The sequence below is a fragment of the Exiguobacterium qingdaonense genome, from assembly GCF_018617855.1.
In the GTDB taxonomy this organism is placed as follows: domain Bacteria; phylum Bacillota; class Bacilli; order Exiguobacteriales; family Exiguobacteriaceae; genus Exiguobacterium; species Exiguobacterium qingdaonense.
Map to the genome: position 1 here is coordinate 182,133 of NZ_JACSKY010000003.1, position 19,850 is coordinate 201,982.

Here is a 19,850-nt window from a genome sequence, read left to right on the forward strand (position 1 = left end):
GAGACTACACCATGGCAGGGATTGCGCTTCGCGACCTATACATGAAATCACCGATTCTATTGCAGCAATGGATGACGACATTATATGGACTGAAACTATGGCAAGAACGGTATGGAGAGGTGTATGAAAGGGAGTTAGTCGTTTTAGCGAATCGTTCGAATGAGAGAGAGGTCATTGAAGCTGATCAATTGAGCCGACTCAATGCGTTCCTCCAATTTTGTATGGATCATAACATGTACTACCAAGAGTTGTTCAAGGAACACGATATCATTCTTCCGTTTGAATCGGTGGAAGATTTGAAACGCATCCCTATTTTGGAGAAGGAAACGTTACGCAAAAATCCAAACATTCACTCGGACATCAAGACAGACATTTTGGGACGGACCGGTGGAACGACAGGAATGTCTTTAGAAGTACATTTTACAAAAGAAGACTACCAAAAACGGATGGCCCATGTTGACTTCTTCAAAGCTCAGTATGGCTTTGAAAGAGGAATGAAACGGGCTAGCTTCACCGGTCGAGTCATCTGTGACCCAAATCAAAAGAAGCCGATTTTCTGGCGTTACAATCGCCCACTTCGCCAAATGCTCATCTCACTTTACCATGTCAACCCACTGACCATCCCTCATTACATCGACGCATTGAATCAATTCAAACCTGTCGTATTAGACGGTGCACCATCCGCTATGATTGAAATCGCAAAATACACGAAAGAAAATCGAATCCAACTCGAGTTTCAATTACTCGCGATCTTCCCGACAGCCGAAACGATAACCCCTCAAGGAAGGGCACTGTTAGAAGAAGCGTTCCATGCCCCGGTTTATGATCAGTACGCTTCATCGGAAGGCGCCCCGATTTTAACTGAATGCATCCACGGAAATATGCACCTGCATCACGAAACAGGGGTGATTGAGTCGTATGGTGATCATGATGAGATATTAGTCACAAGTTTCACGACACATGGAACACCACTCATCCGTTATCGGATCGGCGATCGAATGAAGATTGGGGAAGGAACATGCCCTTGTGGCCAGGAAGGCACATTCGTCACGTCGATCGAAGGGCGTGAAAGCAACTACGTGATGACACCGAGCGGGAGAAAGGTATATGAAGGAGACTTGACGACAATCGTTCGCAGTCTACCGAACTCGGTCATTCAGACGCAATATCGCCAACGGGACCTGTACCATATTGAAATGAAATATGTACCGGATCTCGAACGCTTCAAACCCGAACATGAAGACACGTTACGACATGAACTTCACCTTTTATTCGGTCAAGACGTGACCATCACATTGACCCCGGTCCAACATATTCCACGGGGACCGAACGGGAAAATCGTTGTCATTGACAAAACTACATCATTCCGAAGCTCATAGGAGGCAGATGGACATGGATAAACTCATCTCAGAATCACGAACAACACGAAAAACCATTGCCAATCGTCACGTTGCCGTTGTCGGATTAGGATATGTCGGATTACCTGTCGCCGTTGCCTTAGGTGGTGTAGGTGACGTCATCGGAGTAGATATCAATGAAATGCGAATCAATGAGCTCAATCTTCATTTGGACAGTACACGTGAAGTTGAATCAATCGACCTTGAGCAAGCAGCGGTGCTTTACACGACGGATGTCGCCAAGCTAGAGGAAGCAGACTTCATCATTGTCGCCGTACCGACGCCGATCAACGATCAAAATCAACCTGATTTAGGTCCGATTTGTAGTGCGACCCGTGCTGTTGGGGCACATTTACGCCCGGGTACAATCGTCGTGTACGAATCGACCGTCTATCCCGGGCTGACAGAAGAAGAGTGTATCCCTTTACTTGAAAAGACATCAGGTCTAAGAGCCGGAATCGATTTTAAAGTTGGCTATTCTCCGGAGCGGATTAACCCGGGAGATCGTGAGCATACATTCCGGACAATCAAAAAGGTCGTGGCGGCCGAAGATGAGGAGACGCTCGATGTAGTGGCGGCCGTCTATGAAACAGTAGTCGATGCGGGTGTCCATCGTGCATCTTCTATTAAAGTGGCTGAGGCTGCCAAAGTCATTGAAAACACACAGCGAGACTTAAATATCGCGCTCATGAATGAACTGGCAATCATTTTCGAACGGATGAATATCGACACGCTCGAGGTGCTCGAGGCTGCCGGAACGAAGTGGAACTTCCTAAACTTCCGACCAGGTCTGGTCGGCGGTCACTGTATCGGTGTCGATCCGTTTTATTTGACGATGAAGTCAGAGATGCTCGGCTATCATCCGGAAGTGATTTTAGCAGGACGTCGGATCAACGAGACGATGGGACGATTCGTCGCCACGTCCCTCATCAAAACGATGATTAGTCAAAACATGGCCATTCTCGGATCTCGTGTAACGGTCATGGGTATGTCCTTCAAAGAAAATGTCAGTGATATTCGAAACTCAAAAGTAGCTTCTTTAATTAAGGAGGTCGAAGAGTTCGGCTTAGAAGTTCAAGTGTGCGACCCGCTCGTCGACCCTGAAGAAGTACGACGGGAATATGGCATCGAGGTCAAATCATATTGCGAACTAAAACCAGCGGAAGTCATCATCTATGCAGTGTCTCACGATGAGTTCGTTCAAGAGGGATGGAAGATTGCAGAGCGTCAACTGAAACTTGGTCGAGGTATCGTCATCGACTTGAAAGGGATGCTTGACCGTTCGATGAAGCCGGAGGAGGTGCACTTATGGCGCCTTTAAAGATCCTTCAGTTTTGTGCAGTTGATATGACAGCGGATGTGTTGCTCCGCCCCCTCATTGAATCACTAAAGGCGGAAGGGCATGAAGTAGATGTCGCGTGTGCTTACGGTGATCGGACGGATCGTCTTCGAGACGAGGGGTGGATCATTCACACGCTTCCGATCGATCGGAAATTTAGTCCGAAACGAAACTTACAGACGATCCAGGAGTTGGTCAGGTTATTGCGACGAGAAAAGTATGATGCGATCCATGTCCACACTCCGGTGGCTGCCGCTCTCGGAAGGGTGGCGGCACGAATCGCCAGAACGCCTCATATCCTTTATACCGCACACGGATTCTACTTTCACGAACGAATGGGACGAATCGCATACGAACTCGTCTTTTGGTTAGAGAAGTCGCTCGCGGCATTGGCGACCGATTGGTTGTTACTACAGAGCGAGGAAGATTACTCGTTGGCCAAAACGAAGCACTTCAAGCAAGACGAACGCTTGATGCATCTTGGTAATGGGATCGATTTAAATCGATTTTATCCGACAGAGAAACACATCTCCCCGGAACATTTAAAGTTTCTGTTCGTTGGACGGCTCGTTCAAGAAAAAGGAATTCTCGATTTACTTCAGGCATTCGATGAACTGACAAAAGAATATCCGAATGCGACCTTGACCATCGCCGGTGAATTGATGACGAGCGAACGTGATCAAGAGACAGCTAAACAAGTAACGTCACATTTAGAGAAAAATCCGCAAATCCATTACGCCGGATTCGTTCGGGATACCCCATCCTTGTTTGCGGCACACGATGTCTTTTTACTTCCTTCCTACCGGGAAGGGTTGCCTCGTTCCATTCTCGAAGCGATGGCGTCCGGCTTACCTGTCATCGCAACGGATATAAGAGGCTGTCGGGAAGAAGTGACAGATAGCGAGACGGGGTTTCTCGTCCCGGTCGGACAACCTGAAGCGTTGACTCTAGCGATGCGTTGGTTCATAGAACATCCTGAACAATGTCGTTCGTTCGGAAGACGTGGTCGCGAAGTGGTCGAAGAAAAATTTGACGAGTCAATCATTCTAAATCGCCAGCTCCATCTTTTTGCACAGATTAGTAGCCGTGAAGTAGGATGAGCAGACATTTCGCATACGTAAGGGGGAGGCGACATGGGAAAGGGACAGCTGATTGATCATTTAAAAGAGGCTTCTTCAGACGGTCGCCTCACCATTTATATGTATCAAAAATGGCAGCGAGTTCATGGCGGGGCACCGGTAGTCGAATTGTTAGAAAAGTACGGATCATGGTCGAATGTGTTGCGAGAGGCAGGGCTAGAACAACAAATGCCCCGATTTACAAAGAAAGAAATGATTCAAATGCTTCGTGAGGCGGCGAAGGAGCATGATTCGTTCAGTAGCGCTGATTATCGGAAGTGGGCCATGGCGAATGATGCCCCAACGTTGACAGAGGTCGTCATTCAATTTGGATCATGGAAGGTAGCGATGATTGAGGCGAATGTAAAAAGTGTCATCTCCCTCGATCAAAAATGTGAAATCATCCAATCGTTACTAGATGCTACTGAAGAACTGCATCCGCTGACCTCGACCGCCTATGCGCGATGGGCCAAGCAGAATCAGCGTCCGAGCATCACGAAAGTGGTGAGGCGTTTCGGGTCATGGTCCCAGGCGTTAGAAGAAATCGGAATTTCTACGCGCGAGTTGTTTACAGAGATGCAGATGATGGAGGCGTTGAATGAAGCAGAGCAAGAGGTAGAGTCGCTCTCACCGTGGGGTTATGAAGTGTGGCAAAAAGAAATGGGGAATCGACCGACGCTAAAGGACATCCAACAAATGTTTGGGTCGTTTGACGTGGCAGTCAAAGAGATGCGGCAAACCGTGAATCAACGTAAGGGAGGTTGAAAAGATGCGAATTGTGCTTTGTACGGGAGGACACTGGAGCTCACCCCTTGTCTATCAGGCGATTCGTGATTTAGGAGTGACGCATGTCATCGTCGAAGACGGTCCAGCACCAACTTACATCAAGACGTGGAGAGAACTATTGATTCAGTCATACATTCACCTCATGACCCCGGTGATGCGGCAGTTTAGTCGAGAGCGCATTACAGAGTTGAAAGCACGTTATCCATTTTGCGAAGATCCGATTCCTGATCAACGCATAACACGTGTTGTTTCCCTGCATGATAAAAAAGCCGAACGTGTCATTCGACACATCCGACCTGACGTGATCATCGTCCATGAAGCAACAGAAGTAGACGACCGATTCTTACAAGAGGTGAATTGTCCGATTCTGTCGATTACCCCATCATTGGCTAAGAGTCAACGACATGCGTATTGGGGATTTCATACGCATCCGTCCATGAAGAGAGTACAGATTTGTCAACGAACAAAGAAAGGGTGGAGCCCTCTTGTAAGCAACGTATTGTACACCGGTGGAACGGACAATTTTTCTACATTCCCGTATATTTATTTGGAGACAAGTCTCTCGATGTTGCGGGAACAACTGCAAAAAATGTCGCAACAAGACACCGAACGGCGACAGGAAGTCCAAGCTTGAGGCTTGGGCTTATCTGTTGCCACAGTAGAACTGGATTGCCTCGTTGTAATACGAAGCAAGACCAGATTCATAACGATCGTAAAAAGCAGTGAACCGCTCATCTGACACGTACATTTGTCCAAGCCCGCTAAACATGTCGATTGAACAATCGTAAAAATGTGTGTCGATGAATAGATGATTCTCTTTGACGATCGCTTGAACTCGTTCGTCCTGCACCGAAACACCGTCTCGGAACAACTCAACGAGTGGCGCAATCAAGTCAATCTGTTTTTGGTTTAGGCGTTCCCAGTCCTCTTTAGAACGTTTCGACGCCCGAGCTTGCGCTGTCTCATAAGCAGAACTGTCTCCCCAACGCTCTTGTACTTCCTCCTGGTGCTTTGCCTCATGAGCTTGAATCTCTTCATAAGACAATCCTTTGAATAACGATTTGTCTTCCATCGGAATCCCTCCTTTTAGTGAGGTGAGGGTCGCTTCCGCCGTCTCAGCAAGCCGGGCGTAGTAGCTTGCTTTCTGTCGTAACGCCTCGATATGCTCACCCAACACCTCGACCCGATCGAACGTCGTCGAATCAAGCAACTGTCTGATTTGATCGAGGGGGACATCGAGTGTTCGGTAGAGTAAGATAAGTTGCAACCGCTCTGCGTCGCTTGATGTGTAACGGCGGTAATCGTTATCATCGCGAGCGGGAACGAGAAGACCGATCGTGTCATAGTGTCGAAGCGTTCGCGTCGTCGTCCCGGCGAGTGCCGCAAGTTGTTGAATGGTGTACATCCCTTCACCTCCTTAACATCAGCGTAAACGTTGACGTCACGTCAAGGTCAAGCCTGTTTTTCAAATAACGAGAATCCGTCCCGTTCCCTGATGTAGCGGAAGCCGAACTGAAGGTAGTATCCGTTCAAGAAGGCATTGTCCGCGACGCAATCCAATCGAACGGTCGAAGTGGTGTGGGATAGGGCAAATTGCATCAGACGCTCGCCGATGCGTTCGCCTTTCGCACTGGAGTCCGTGACGAGTCGGTGCAAGTAGACAGCATCGTTCGGATGATCCCATAGATTGTGGTCCCAATCGGTCGGTGGGATGAGACTGACGGCACCAACGACTTGGTGGTCACGCTCATATACAAAAACGGTGCCCTTGGTTAAATCGTGTCGTACATAATCCGAGCGACTCGGTTCTAAATATTTGACCCATTGTGACTTTCCGGCTACCTGGAACTCTTTTGCTTTCTTTACAATCAATTCGTCGATCGCTGCAAAATCATCAAGTGTTGCAACTCGAAACATGATGGAGCACCTCGCTTTCATTTCTTTTCAAAATCGTGTAGGGTACACGATGAATAGGCTGATGAAACATCTTTGTATCATCGAATGTTTTTTGGTAAGATAAATTAGCGCCATCGTGCAAACGATTGCGCTAATGATATAAAGTTCGCGGCACGAATAAGATAATTATAAATGATGAGCAGTGAGTTTTGGGATAAGGAGCATCAACATCACATGCAACTTTTACAACGAGAACAAACACAAACGCTTAAACGCAACTGGTGGAAAGAAGCCGTCGCCTATCAGATTTATCCGCGCAGTTTTTATGACGCGAACGGAGACGGAATTGGAGATATTCAAGGAATCATTGATAAGCTCGACTATTTGAAAGACCTCGGCATTGACGTCATCTGGATTTGCCCGATGTATAAATCGCCAAACGATGACAACGGTTATGACATTAGTGACTACCAGGACATCATGGACGAATTCGGGACGATGGAAGACTTCGACCGTTTATTGGATGAGGTACACCAGCGTGGTATGAAATTATTGCTCGACCTCGTCGTCAACCATACGTCGGATGAGCACCCGTGGTTCATTGAATCGAAGAGTTCAAAAGACAATCCGAAGCGCGACTGGTATATCTGGCGCGACGGGAAGCTAGACGGGTCGAAGCCGAACAATTGGGAGTCTATCTTTGGCGGCTCGGCTTGGGAGTTCGATGAGGCGACGGAGCAGTACTACTTGCACGTCTTCTCGAAGAAACAGCCAGACCTCAACTGGGAAAACGCTGAGATGCGTACAGCCGTATACGACATGATCAACTGGTGGCTCGAAAAAGGAATCGACGGGTTCCGTGTCGATGCGATCAGCCACATCCGCAAGAATCCGACGTTCGCGGACTTGCCAAACCCGGACGACCTCGACTTTGTACCGTCGTTCGAGATGCACATGAACGTGGATGGGATTCACGACTATTTAGAAGAGCTTCGTGACGAGACGTTCGATAAACATGACATCATGACGGTCGGTGAAGCGAACGGGGTATCCCCTGACGATGCGCACCTTTGGGTCGGTGAAAAAGATGGGAAGATGAACATGGTCTTCCAATTCGAACACATGGACCTATGGAGTGAAGATGCCGATTCGAAACTCGATGTCGTCCACTTGAAGAATGTGTTGACGAAATGGCAAAAAGGACTTGAAGCCGATGGATGGAACGCACTTTACGTCGAAAACCATGACCAGACACGTACGGTCTCGAAATGGGGAGACGACGAGCGTTACTGGAAAGAGAGCGCCAAGTCGATTGCGATGATGTACTTCCTCATGCAAGGGACGCCGTTCATCTATCAAGGTCAGGAAATCGGGATGACGAATGTCAAATTTGATTCAATCGACCAATACGATGACATCGCGACACGCAATCGCTACTATATCGGTGTCGAGCAAGGGAAGAGTCATGACGAGATGATGCGCATCACGTGGAACTCGTCACGCGATAACACGCGTACACCGATGCAGTGGAGCGACGCTCCGAATGCCGGGTTCACGTTTGCGGAAAGACCGTGGTTCGGAATCAACCCGAACTATACACAGATCAACGTCGAATCACAGCTTGAGGACGAGGATTCAATTTTCAACTTTTATAAGGAGATGATTCAACTCCGGAAAGACGATGAGACGTTCGTGTACGGGGCATACGATGTCGTCTTACCAGACCATCCGGAAGTGTACGCATATACGCGTACGCTCGGTGAGACACAGTACCTCGTCGTCACGAACTTGACGGCGAAAGAGACGATGTTTGATATGGATGAGACTCTTCGAGTACAAGATGTCGTCTTGAGCAACATGCCGGTTGAAGGTGATGCGGAATCATCGCTCCTTCACTTGAAACCGTTCGAAGGTCGCGTATATAAAATCAGCTAATTCTTCTTGACCGGAAGACCGTGGACGACAACGTCTACGGTCTTTTTTTAATTTACAGAGAGACGCCGATAGAACGACTCAACACAGATATGGTACGATGAGTTGACGGAAAGGGGGATGAGCATGGCGATTGAACCACTTCGCGTGCGTGTCCAGCAAACAACACGGATGAGTGATATTCCGGAACCGATTGAGTTAACGGCTGACGGCTTGTATTATCCACTGAAAACGGGATTCATCTTAATGTTTGACCAACAGCAAGAGGACGGACCGATTCCGACGACGATCAAGTACACTCCGGAACGATTGGCGCTCATCTGTAAAGGACCGATTGAAATGAACCATTCATTCATCGAAGGTCGCTTCACGCAAAGCTTATACAAAAATGCATATATGTCGATGACGATGGCGACGACAACGTCACGACTCGACGTGTCCAAAGAATCGTGCACATTCGTATATGAACTATCTATGAATGAAGAGAACGTGGGTATATATGAAGTGCAAGTCACGTGGACATTTGAAGGGGGAGAGGACGAATGAATTTTACAGAACGCGTAAACAAGATTGAAGAGATGTTGAACGAAGACTGGTTTGAGATGCTCGAAACGAACGAGGAAGAGTATGAAGAATGGCGCGGTCGCCTCGAAGACCACGCCGAACAAGTCATCGCGCATTATGACCAAGAGAACGGCGTCGATGTCGGCTCAATCGATAAATTGCTTCAATTGAACGATGAGTTCCCACTTCTTTACGGGGAGGACACGGTTCGCCTTTACATCGCCCTCATCGAGGCGAGGTCAGAAGACAAAGCGGTTTACGATCGGTACGTTGATTATTTAGCGGCCATCAGCGATGCATCGCATGAACAGTTTCTACATTTCCATACGCTCGTCGAAGCAGGACGGCTCGAGGAAGCGAGACAACTTGCTCCACACATGCCGCAACGTCTCGGACTCGAAGAATAAATACATCGAAAGTGTCATCTGAACAAGATGGCGCTTTTTTCATGCCTGAAAGGGGACATCATGCATGACGGACGTCCATTTTACTTTGGGTGTGGGTCATTTATGATCAGGGAACAAGGAGATCGAGAAAAGGACGCGAATAGATTGTGAATAGAGGGGGAAATGTGATGTTAAGACTAATCAAGACATCGGTCGATCAAAAAGAACAGATTCTCGCATTTTTAGAGGAATGGTACGAACGCGATGAGCGAATCGTCCCGACCTCGGTCGACCGTGAAACGACGGACTTCGAGGCATACGTCAACACGTTACGTCAGAAAGAGTTGCGTGAGAACATAGAGGAAGGCTGGGTCCCGAGCACGACGTATTGGCTCACGGACGGGGAAGAGCTTCTCGGGGCGGCGAACATTCGTCACGAGTTGAATGAATCGCTCTTAAAGATTGGCGGGCATGTCGGGTATGGGGTGAAACCGAGTGCGCGCGGGCGCGGGCTTGCTACAATCCAACTACAACTTGCGCTTGAGAAAGTGAGAGCGCTCGGGATCGAGCGTGCACTCATCACGTGCAACCGAACGAATATCGCGTCCCGTCAAGTCATTTTAAACAATGGTGGCGTCGCAGACACACCGTATACGGAAGAAGACGGGACGATTGTCGAGCGATTTTGGATTGATTTGAAAGGATGAAGGCGGGATGGCGAACTGGATCATCATCTATTTGGCGTTAATCAATTTCTTCGGCATTTATTTGTTTCGTGAAGAGACGGTTCCTTCAAAGAAATGGTTCTCTTTCTCGAGCGGGATCGCCATCACGTACTTCTTCATGTATCTACTGCCGTCATTGAACAAGCGCCAGGACACACTCCGTGTCGATTGGTTGAACTTAGCCTTGCCTTCAGAAATATACGTCGTCAGTCTCATCGGATTCACGCTGTTTTATGGTACGATGCGGTTCGTTCGAACGCCTCATTTTCAAGATGAAGCGGTCGATCGGGCCGTTTCGTATTGGCTACAAGTGACACTCCTCACGGCATATATGACGTTCTCAGCGTACGTGGTGACAGCGGAATCCGTGACGTTCGTCGCGAGGAGCTTCTATGCGACGGCACTCGGAGTACACTTCTTGGCGCTCGGGCATGATTTGAATCGCCATTATGGTGAACGCTACATGAGACAAGGACGCTATCTATTGAGCGGTGGGATTTTGCTCGGTGGATTCTTTTCACGCTGGGTCGACCTGGCCCCACACATTGAGGCAATTTGTTTTGCGTTCGTAGCCGGGGCGATGATTCTAAACATCGTGAAGTTTGAACTCCCGTCTGACCGCAATCTGCACTTCCGCACATTCGTCTTAGCCGTGTCCGTTTATGGCGGGCTCCTCCTCATCTTGAAACATCTATTAAACTTCTGACGAGAACTTCATAAAAATGAATGACTGTTCATTCATCGTTTGGTATACTGAAATTAAGATTGAATCCGTTTTCATAAGGGGGAATTTTGGGGATGTCTACATTTTTGATCGTCAACTGGATTCTATTCTTGCTCGTCCTCGGCTATGGTGTGTATTTGTTCGCTTCGCTGGTTCATCAGCGTTATACGTTCATCAAGCTTGGGAAGAAGGCAGAGTGGAGCCAAACGAATAAAGAACGACTCGAACAGGTCATGATTAACGTGTTCGGTCAAAAGAAACTGTTGAAGGACAAGAAGAGTGGCGCGATTCACGTCATGATGTTTTATGGCTTCATCCTCGTCCAATTCGGAGCCATTGATTTCATTTGGAAAGGACTAGCGGTCGGCATGCGTTTCCCGCACGTTCCGCTCGGTCCGCTCTATCCGATTTTCACCTTCATGCAAGAAATCGTCATGCTCATGATTCTCGTCGCGGTCGTTTGGGGATTCTACCGTCGTTATGTCGAGAAGCTCGTGCGCTTGAAACGAAACTTTTTAGCAGGTCTTGCCCTCATCTTCATCGGGGGGTTGATGGTTTCCGTCTTATTCGGGAACGGTTTTTACCTCGTCTATAAAGAAGAGCTACCGATGTGGGGCGAACCGGTCGCTACACTGATCGGATCGGCATTTGTTTGGGTACCAGAATCGGTCGCTTTCGCCTTGTTCGTCATCTTTTGGTGGATGCACCTCTTATTCTTACTCAGCTTCATGGTCTATATCCCGCAAGGTAAGCACGCGCACTTGATCGCCGGAACGCTCAACGTCTGGCTCGGGCGCACACACAAAGTCGGGCGCTTGGCACCTGTTGATTTCTCGGCGATGGAAGAAGCCGAAGAGTCGGATGAAGAGATTGTATTTGGGGTCAACAAGATTGAAGACTTCAACCAAAAGCAACTCGTCGACTTATATGCTTGCGTCGAATGCGGACGATGTACGAATGTATGTCCGGCAACCGGAACAGGGAAGATGTTGTCACCGATGGACTTGATCGTCAAACTTCGTGACCATATGAATATGAAAGGTGCGGCCATCACGAGAAAATCACCATGGGCACCGGCGCTCATGTTCCAAAATACGCAAGGTGCTGAAATCGCTGCTGCTGCACAAGATGGTCATATGCTCGTCGCAGATGAATTGATTGGCAATGTCATCACGGAAGAAGAGATTTGGGCGTGTACGACTTGCCGCAACTGTGAAGATCAATGTCCGGTCATGAACGAGCACGTCGACAAAATCATCGACCTTCGTCGTTATCTCGTCATGATGGAAGGGAAGATGGACCCTGAAGCACAACGTACGGTCGCCAACATCGAGCGTCAAGGAAATCCGTGGGGAATGAACCGGAAAGAACGCGAGAACTGGCGCAAGGATACAGAGCTCGTCATCCCGACGGCCAAAGAGAAGAAGAAGGCAGGCGAAGAGTTCGAATACCTCTTCTGGGTCGGCGCGATGGGGTCTTACGATAGCCGTAGCCAAAAAGTCGCGCAGAGCTTTGCGAGCGTCTTGAACAAGGCGGGCGTCTCGTTCGCCATTCTCGGAAATGAAGAGAAAAACTCAGGAGACACACCACGTCGAATCGGGAACGAGTTGCTCTTCCAAGAACTCGCCGAAGCGAACATTAAACTCTTTGAAAAGTATGGCGTGACGAAAATCGTCACGGTCGACCCGCACGCATACAACACATTTAAAAACGAGTATCCGGACTTCGGACTTGATGGTGTGAAAGTGTATCACCATACGGAGTTGCTCGCCGAGTTGCTTGATACGGGTCGGATTCAGCCAGACCTCCAAGTGAATGAACGTGTCGTCTATCACGACTCTTGTTACCTCGGTCGTTATAACGGCGTTTATGACGCACCGCGATTCGTCCTCGAACGCATCCCGGGTGTCGAACTCGTCGAAGCGACCCGTAACCGTGAAAACGGCATGTGTTGTGGAGCCGGTGGTGGTCTCATGTGGCAGGAAGAAAAAGTCGGGACCCGTGTCAACGTGGCCCGGACGGAACAGTTGCTCGAAACGAAACCGACCGTCATCGGTTCGGCTTGCCCGTACTGTTTGACGATGCTGTCCGATGGGACGAAAGCGAAAGAAGTCGATGAAACGGTTGGCACGTTCGACGTCGTCGAAATGCTCGATCGCTCGTTGAAGGCTATCGAGACACCAGAACCGCTCATCCAATGAGAACAAGGCACGGTCCGCGGACCGTGCCTTGTTTGTTCATTGCATCTCAGCGGTAGACAGTAGGGACGAGGTCAAGTGTGATAAGCCTTGTGTCGTCTCGTTGATGGACGAAATCGTATCGACCATTTGTCCAAGATCTTGCTTGTTCCGTTCAAATGACAGAATGTACTGCCCCATTTCCTCTTGCACAGTTGAAAACCCCGATTTGAACGCATGGAGTTGTCGCATCGCCTCATCGTTCGTACGATGCATATGCCCCATTTGATCGAGGAGGGCCGCGATATTCGATTCGTTTTCATGAATGAGCACATTGATTTGACTGCTCAGCTGTTTCGCATTCTCCGCAAGTGTTCGTACCTCGGTCGCGACAACGGCAAATCCTTTCCCGTGTTCGCCTGCCCGAGCCGCTTCGATCGAGGCGTTCAAGGCGAGCAAGTTCGTTTGGTTCGCAATCTGTTCGATGCTCCGTGTCATACTGACAATATCTTGAGAACCTTCTTTGAGAGCGGTGATTCGATCGAGGGAAGTGTCTACATAAGTGGCCGATTGTTTGAATTCGGTCTCCATCTGTTCGATTTGTGCACCGTTCGTATGTGTCAACTCCATCAAATGGCGACTCATCTTTTCCGTTTGCTCTGTTTCTGCGAGAACTTGATGCGCGCGCGTACTCGTCTCAGACATGGCGTGCCCGGTTTGTTCCATTGTGGTCGCCACTTCTGTACTGACGCGTGACACATCACTCAACAGTGCGGCGCGGGCCTGGTTCGCTGACTCGACTTCATTGAGTCGGGCGTTGACGTATTGTTCGGTCACGATTTGCGCGTCTAAGTTCATCGCGTGTGATAACGCCAATAGAGATTCTGTCAAAGTGGCTGGGTCGTGTTGATACGTCTCGACGACTTTTGGGATGAGCAATGTATTGAATGCAGAATACGTCGCTAAAAACCAGACGACAGGGACGGCGAAGTGGTGATGTGTCTGACCCATCCGTTTACGCATCGCTAAAAATTTGTCATCGATGTTCCCCGTCAACAGACTGCGGAAGTAATCAGCGAAAACCTTCTTTAAACGTTCTCTCGTCGATGAGGCGTTCGCAATCTGAACCATCTCCGGTTGTAGCATGAGATGGTCGAGTACGTTGTCAAGAACACCGTCTAACACATCTTCAACGAGTGGGGCCATGTCTTCTAGTCGCTTCACTTGAGCGGAAGTGTAGCCCATATAGTGAGCGCGTCCACTTAAACTTAGGTCGGTCGGTTGAGCGATTGACGACTTTTCTGGGAAATCGAAGGAAGCGACGTAGCGATTTGATGTTTTTTTTCGAAAAAATGTCATGTGTTCTTCTCCTTTTAATCGTTCATGATATAAGTGTTCTTCATCTTTATCGGCAAACGTGTGAAAAAACTGAGAACTGAATGTGCTCATTGAAAAGTTCATAGCTCGATGAAAAGGGGAATTGTAGGAAAGGGCAGATCAAACATGTTCAGAATAGGAGGAGAACCATGAAAAATGTGATTGTATTATTGACGATCGTCAGTGCCTTAAGTAGTCAAATTCTACCGCAAATTCTATTTCTATCGATTATGGCGGTCGAAGATGGGGTGGGGCGTCTGATTCCATTCATGATTTTTTATGTGGCGAGTATGTCCGGTCTATTGTTATGGGTGTACGTCATCGGTCGTAAAGGTTCAAAAGACACTTTTTTAATCGCCCTATCCGTCCTTGTCATCGGTCTCGTTTGTTTTATTCTTCCGTTTGAACGCGCGATCGAATGGAGTGCGTTTTTAGTCGGGGTCGGCTCAATCGGGGTCGGTTCAATCATGACGACGATTTTATCGCAACTGAATGAATTGAAGCCAAAGACAGATGCGGAGTCTGAAGGTGGGAGTTCGTGGCCGTTAGTACTCATGCTAGTCGGTTGGATCGCGTTGTTCTCTTATGCGTTGACACAATCATATGAACTTGCCATCTTCCTTTTCTTAGTGAGTCTAATCTTGCCGTGGCTATTCGTCCGGAAATTACCGCTTCAAAAGTCAGCGACCTGGCAGTTTGACACCCGTTCTTTTCTCCGCGCCTTTATCGCGGTCACCGTCTTCACGTTGATCAGTCGTCTCCTCAGTCTTCTTGAAGGTGCACGCGGTTATATCGAAGTGTTTAGTTTAATGGCGATTTTACTTGTCTACGTCGGTTGGTTGTTGTTTCAAAAAAGGCTTCGAGCCTTCATCGGGGCGAGCCGTACTCGCCAAGTTCAATTGTTGTCGTTCGTCGTAGGGTTGTTCGGCGGTTGGACATTGATTGGGGCCGTTTTTGTAAGTCTTGCCTTATATTCGTTTCAAGTTTTGATTCTCTATGTGTTCGTCCCATTTTTAGCAGGTGTCATCGGTTGGATTTTGTTTAGTCGGATCTTTGATTTTGCGCGACATCCGTATCTCGTCTTACTCATTTCCTCACTCATCTTTTTTCTTGGCTTTCTAGAGCCTCTCGCGTTCATCCCGGTTTTGTTCATCAGTGGTTATACGCAGACGATGTACTCGAGTGTCAGCCATACGTATTTATTCGATCAGTATGGGGAGAACAGAGAGTTCGCTTCACTGCTTTTACAGTTGTGGAAACGGTTCGGGATGGTCGTGGCCTATTCATTTTTGATGATTGGTTTACTCGGGTACGGTTTGTACGTAGGTCAAACAGTGAATGCAGAATTGTCTTTTCAAATCCCGAGAGGATGGATGCTTGGTGTCATGGGGATGACGTGGGTCTTCAATATCGGATTGATCAGTCTGTATTGGTTCCGTGTTCAAACAAGGTCGAGTGGTTGATAATTTCCCCTAGCTTTTTCATATCGCTTTTGTTTATAATGAGGAGTGATGTTTAACTAGTGACGGAAAAGGAGTGTCCTTTAATGAATAAATCGTTGATTGATTTCGTTTATGAACTTCTCCAAGAAACTGGCGAACAGCCTGTTTCTTTTGATGAGATTCGCGAAAAGATCAAGCAAAACTATACGTTTGCGAGTGAAGAAGAAGAGCTCGAGAAAATCGCACAACTTTACACCGATTTGAACATCGACGGATTGTTCGTCAACTTGGGTGCAAACCGTTGGGCGCTTCGCGTATGGTATCCATTCGACAAGTCGGATGAAGATCTCGTCATCGAGGCACGCCAACGTGGTGAACTTGACGAATTCGAAGAAGAGTTTGAAGAGACAGATGAAGGCATCGTCGATATCGAGGATGACTTAGATGTGTTCGCAAAAGTAGAAGATTACGATTCATCTGAATTTGATGATGGGGATAGAGAAGAAAAAGTAGAGAGCCTTGATGACTTCAAGGATGACGACTTGGACGACGACCTTGACCTTGAAGACGAGGATGATTTATAAGAGACCGCAAAAAGCCGGGCATGACGCCCGGCTAGGCGTGTCTCTTTTTCTTTTTGGCTTTGTTGAAGTGCATTGAAAAAAGAAAAAAATAATATCTTGACGACTGTATCGTCTCTGACGTAAATTAGTCATGGGCTAGTTTAGCACGTAACGATGCAGCAAAAGTGTCCTCCATTCACGGGGGCACTTTTGCTTTTTTTGTTTTTTCGTTTCCCGACGGTTGGTATTCAAGAGAGGAGAAAGAAACATGACAAAGTACATTTTCGTAACAGGCGGGGTAGTTTCTTCGCTCGGTAAAGGGATCACGGCAGCTTCACTCGCGCGTCTACTCAAAAATCGAGGACTCAACGTGACGATTCAAAAGTTTGACCCATACATCAACATCGACCCAGGTACGATGAGCCCGTATCAACACGGAGAAGTATTCGTCACAGATGACGGTGCGGAGACCGACCTTGACCTCGGGCACTATGAGCGTTTCATCGACATCAACTTATCGCAAAATGCGAACGTCACATCAGGACGCATTTATTCGACTGTCTTGAAAAAAGAGCGTCGTGGAGACTATAACGGTGGAACGGTTCAGGTCATTCCACATATCACGAATGAAATCAAAGACCGTGTCTTCCGCGCAGGACGCGAGACGAACGCTGATGTCGTCATCACCGAGATTGGTGGAACAGTCGGAGATATCGAATCTCTTCCGTTCATCGAAGCCATTCGCCAAGTAAAAAACGATATCGGGAAAGAGAACGTCATGTACGTTCACTGTACGCTCGTTCCTTACCTTCGCGCGGCAGGTGAGATGAAGACGAAACCGACGCAACATAGCGTCAAAGAGCTTCGTAGCTACGGAATTCAGCCAGACATCATCGTGCTCCGTACCGAGCACGATATCCCGGAAGACATGCGTGAGAAAATCGCACTCTTCTGTGATACGCGTAAAGAAGCGGTCATCGAAGCGCAAGACGCATCAACGCTTTACGAAGTACCGCTCAACCTTCAAAAACAAGGGATGGACCAACTCGTCAACGACTACTTCGGTTTCAACACACCGACTGCCGATATGACGGCGTGGAAAGAGCTCGTTCACACGGTCACACACCTTGAGAAGAAAGTGAAAATCGCCCTCGTCGGGAAATACGTCGAGTTGCGTGATGCCTATATTTCGGTCGCAGAATCGCTCAAGCATGCGGGTTATGCGTTCAATGCGGATATCGACATCGACTGGATCAATGCAGAAGACGTGACGGCTGACAACGTCTCGGATATCCTCGGTGATGCAGACGGGATCCTCGTTCCTGGTGGGTTCGGCGAGCGTGGGATTGAAGGGAAAATCGAAGCGACACGTTTCGCTCGTGAAAACAACGTTCCATTCTTCGGGATTTGTCTTGGGATGCAACTCGCGACGGTCGAGTTTGCCCGTAACGTCTTGAAGTTGGACGGTGCCCATACGGCAGAAATTGACCCGTCGACACCGTATCCGATCATCGATCTTCTTCCAGAGCAAAAAGATATCGAAGACCTTGGTGGCACACTCCGTCTCGGACTGTACCCTTGTAAACTCGAAAAAGGAACGAAAGCCTATGCGGCGTACGATCAGGAACTCGTATATGAGCGTCACCGTCACCGTTATGAGTTCAACAACGAATACCGTGAAGCGTTTGAAGCGGCAGGATTCAACTTCTCAGGGACGAGCCCGGACGGTCGTCTCGTGGAAATCATTGAGATTCCAGAACACAAATGGTTCGTGGCATCACAGTTCCACCCAGAATTGATTTCGCGTCCAGAACGCCCACAACGTCTATTCCATGACTTCATCCAAGCGTCACTTGGAGAATAAGTGATTGAAAGCCACGGTCCAAAATGGATCGTGGCTTTTCTACATCAAAAGCATGAGAAGGAAGGCGCCCTCGGCAGGATACATATCCTTCATGTTGAGGGTAAACTATAAGTAGAACGGGGAGAGGGTGGTGGCTCATGAAAGAACGACATTCGATTTATCTTGGGTATGGACTCGGACTGATTGCACTCAGTTTGTTGCCGTTCGTCGTCTTGCCTTCCCTCTTGTTGCCATACCAGCTCGGCTGGACGGGGGTCGTCTTACTGGCACTCTCGGTCGGACTCCCCCGGGCGATTCGCGATGGCTCAAACGTCATCTTGAAGCAGATGTGGAAAGTCACGTTCTCTCTCTTTTTAATCTTCGTCCTCGTCTATTACGTCTCGTTCGGACTTGTCTTATACGATACGTATGGATTGGATCGTCTATTAGAACAATATGAACGACAGGCGGTCTGGGTGTTCGCAGCATTTAGCTTCCTACAACCGATTGCCTTACCGGTCCCGGAAGCGGTCAGCGTACCGATTGGAAGTGTGGCGCTCGGACCGTTTCGTGCCGCCTTGGTCGGGAGTATCGCGACGACGCTCGGTATCTTTGTCATGTATGGCTTGGCCCGGTTCGGTCGTGAGCGAATCATCCGTTGGGTCGATGAGGGGAAGTTGAAGACATATGACCGATATGTCGAAAAGTATGGTCTCGGCATCTTGCTCGTCTTATTCATCATTCCGATTTTGCCGGACGAGGTCATCTGTCTTGCGGCAGGATTCAGTCGCGTGCCGTTCCCGCGTTTCGCAGGCATTGCGTTCGGCGCAAAACTCGTCACGTCGTTCGGACTCGCCTACTCTGTCTCAATCGGACAATTGTTCGTAACGGGTTCTAGCCCGATTGTCATCACTTCAGTCATGGCGAGTGTGGTCGTCTTAATTCTTGCGTTCATTTGGCGCAAACGGAAAAAAGGAGATTCGAACGGGACGCAAGAATAAGGTAAGGACGATCTATAGAGAGGAAGACGAGATGCGACAAGATCAAGAAGTAGTCATTCGACCGATTGAAGAACAAGACTTAGCACGACTATGGGCATTGATTTACCGTGATGCGACACCGGAATGGAAGCAGTGGGACGCTCCGTATTTTGAACATAAGGCGATGTCCTACGAAGAGTTTCAGCAAATCGAGCAGTCGCTCATCCAAAAGGAAGACATGTGGGTCATCGAAGTGGACGGGACCGTGTATGGGACTGTTTCTTATTATTTTGAAGATGCCGGACGAGAATGGCTTGAAATGGGCATCATCCTGCATCAGTCCGACCGCTGGAATCGCGGCGTCGGGACACGTGCCCTTCGTCTGTGGACCGAGCATTTATTTGAGACGCTACCGGTCGTCCGTGTCGGCTTGACGACATGGTCCGGGAACGAGCGAATGATGCGGGTCGCTGAAAAAGTAGGAATGCAACTGGAAGGGCGAATTCGTCAAGTACGTGTCGTGAACGAGAAACGTTACGATTCGATTCGAATGGGCATGTTACGTGAAGAATGGATGACACAAAAACACCGCGGATGAAGA

19 protein-coding genes are annotated in these 19,850 nt (G+C 48.5%); 16 read left to right on the forward strand and 3 right to left on the reverse strand.

Annotated features, from left to right (window positions below; all coding sequences use genetic code 11):
* The first annotated feature begins 11 nt into the window (after positions 1–11).
* The 5 genes from KNP00_RS05840 to KNP00_RS05860 are packed head-to-tail and all read left to right on the forward strand — an operon-like array spanning position 12 to position 5,274.
* Positions 12–1,379, forward strand: coding sequence for a phenylacetate--CoA ligase family protein (locus KNP00_RS05840; RefSeq protein WP_215143155.1), 1,368 nt, complete (start codon positions 12–14; stop codon positions 1,377–1,379).
* A 13-nt stretch (positions 1,380–1,392) separates the two neighbouring features.
* A complete protein-coding gene (locus KNP00_RS05845; protein ID WP_215143156.1) occupies positions 1,393–2,718 on the forward strand; it encodes a nucleotide sugar dehydrogenase in 1,326 nt (441 codons plus the stop codon).
* Positions 2,706–3,836, forward strand: a complete 1,131-nt coding sequence (locus KNP00_RS05850; protein WP_215143157.1) for a glycosyltransferase family 4 protein — start codon at positions 2,706–2,708, stop codon at positions 3,834–3,836. Before KNP00_RS05845 ends, KNP00_RS05850 begins: the two co-directional genes overlap by 13 nt.
* A gap of 33 nt (positions 3,837–3,869) precedes the next feature.
* Positions 3,870–4,619, forward strand: a complete 750-nt coding sequence (locus KNP00_RS05855) for a hypothetical protein (RefSeq protein WP_215143159.1) — start codon at positions 3,870–3,872, stop codon at positions 4,617–4,619.
* A 4-nt stretch (positions 4,620–4,623) separates the two neighbouring features.
* Positions 4,624–5,274: a hypothetical protein gene (locus KNP00_RS05860; RefSeq protein WP_215143160.1), complete on the forward strand. Its 651-nt coding sequence runs from the start codon at positions 4,624–4,626 to the stop codon at positions 5,272–5,274.
* Positions 5,275–5,283: 9 nt separating this feature from the next.
* Here the strand turns inward: KNP00_RS05860 and KNP00_RS05865 are convergent, their stop codons facing one another.
* Both KNP00_RS05865 and KNP00_RS05870 read right to left on the reverse strand, forming a co-directional pair.
* Complete coding sequence (locus KNP00_RS05865) at positions 5,284–6,045, reverse strand: MerR family transcriptional regulator (protein WP_215143161.1); 762 nt, start codon at positions 6,043–6,045, stop codon at positions 5,284–5,286.
* A gap of 47 nt (positions 6,046–6,092) precedes the next feature.
* Positions 6,093–6,557 (reverse strand): GNAT family N-acetyltransferase, encoded by a 465-nt coding sequence (locus KNP00_RS05870; protein WP_215143162.1) that lies wholly within the window; start codon positions 6,555–6,557, stop codon positions 6,093–6,095.
* A gap of 213 nt (positions 6,558–6,770) precedes the next feature.
* On the opposite strand from KNP00_RS05870, the gene KNP00_RS05875 reads away from it, so the two are divergent.
* The 6 genes from KNP00_RS05875 (at position 6,771) to KNP00_RS05900 (ending at position 13,068) form a co-directional block, all read left to right on the forward strand.
* A complete protein-coding gene (locus KNP00_RS05875; protein WP_215143163.1) occupies positions 6,771–8,471 on the forward strand; it encodes a glycoside hydrolase family 13 protein in 1,701 nt (566 codons plus the stop codon).
* Between the two features lie 123 nt (positions 8,472–8,594).
* Positions 8,595–9,014 carry a YwiB family protein gene (locus tag KNP00_RS05880; RefSeq protein WP_215143164.1) on the forward strand — a complete coding sequence of 140 codons (420 nt, stop codon included), beginning with the start codon at positions 8,595–8,597 and terminating at the stop codon, positions 9,012–9,014.
* Positions 9,011–9,439: a hypothetical protein gene (locus KNP00_RS05885; protein WP_215143165.1), complete on the forward strand. Its 429-nt coding sequence runs from the start codon at positions 9,011–9,013 to the stop codon at positions 9,437–9,439. The genes KNP00_RS05880 and KNP00_RS05885 overlap by 4 nt, the downstream gene beginning before the upstream one ends.
* 167 nt (positions 9,440–9,606) lie before the next feature.
* Entirely contained in the window at positions 9,607–10,125 is a 519-nt protein-coding gene (locus KNP00_RS05890; protein WP_215143166.1) for a GNAT family N-acetyltransferase, read from the forward strand.
* Positions 10,126–10,132: 7 nt separating this feature from the next.
* Complete coding sequence (locus tag KNP00_RS05895; protein ID WP_215143168.1) at positions 10,133–10,849, forward strand: hypothetical protein; 717 nt, start codon at positions 10,133–10,135, stop codon at positions 10,847–10,849.
* A gap of 92 nt (positions 10,850–10,941) precedes the next feature.
* Entirely contained in the window at positions 10,942–13,068 is a 2,127-nt protein-coding gene (locus tag KNP00_RS05900) for a (Fe-S)-binding protein (RefSeq protein ID WP_215143170.1), read from the forward strand.
* A 36-nt stretch (positions 13,069–13,104) separates the two neighbouring features.
* Here the strand turns inward: KNP00_RS05900 and KNP00_RS05905 are convergent, their stop codons facing one another.
* Entirely contained in the window at positions 13,105–14,403 is a 1,299-nt protein-coding gene (locus KNP00_RS05905; RefSeq protein WP_215143172.1) for a globin-coupled sensor protein, read from the reverse strand.
* Between the two features lie 167 nt (positions 14,404–14,570).
* Between KNP00_RS05905 and KNP00_RS05910 the strand changes: the two genes are divergently transcribed.
* The 5 genes from KNP00_RS05910 (at position 14,571) to KNP00_RS05930 (ending at position 19,847) form a co-directional block, all read left to right on the forward strand.
* On the forward strand, positions 14,571–15,884 hold the full coding sequence (locus tag KNP00_RS05910) for a hypothetical protein (protein WP_215143174.1): 1,314 nt from the start codon (positions 14,571–14,573) through the stop codon (positions 15,882–15,884).
* Between the two features lie 83 nt (positions 15,885–15,967).
* Positions 15,968–16,447, forward strand: a complete 480-nt coding sequence (gene rpoE / locus KNP00_RS05915; RefSeq protein WP_215143176.1) for a DNA-directed RNA polymerase subunit delta — start codon at positions 15,968–15,970, stop codon at positions 16,445–16,447.
* A gap of 247 nt (positions 16,448–16,694) precedes the next feature.
* Entirely contained in the window at positions 16,695–18,290 is a 1,596-nt protein-coding gene (locus tag KNP00_RS05920) for a CTP synthase (protein ID WP_215143178.1), read from the forward strand.
* A gap of 137 nt (positions 18,291–18,427) precedes the next feature.
* Complete coding sequence (locus KNP00_RS05925; RefSeq protein ID WP_215143180.1) at positions 18,428–19,270, forward strand: TVP38/TMEM64 family protein; 843 nt, start codon at positions 18,428–18,430, stop codon at positions 19,268–19,270.
* 31 nt (positions 19,271–19,301) lie between these two features.
* Positions 19,302–19,847, forward strand: coding sequence for a GNAT family N-acetyltransferase (locus tag KNP00_RS05930; protein WP_215143181.1), 546 nt, complete (start codon positions 19,302–19,304; stop codon positions 19,845–19,847).
* The last annotated feature ends 3 nt before the right edge of the window (positions 19,848–19,850 follow it).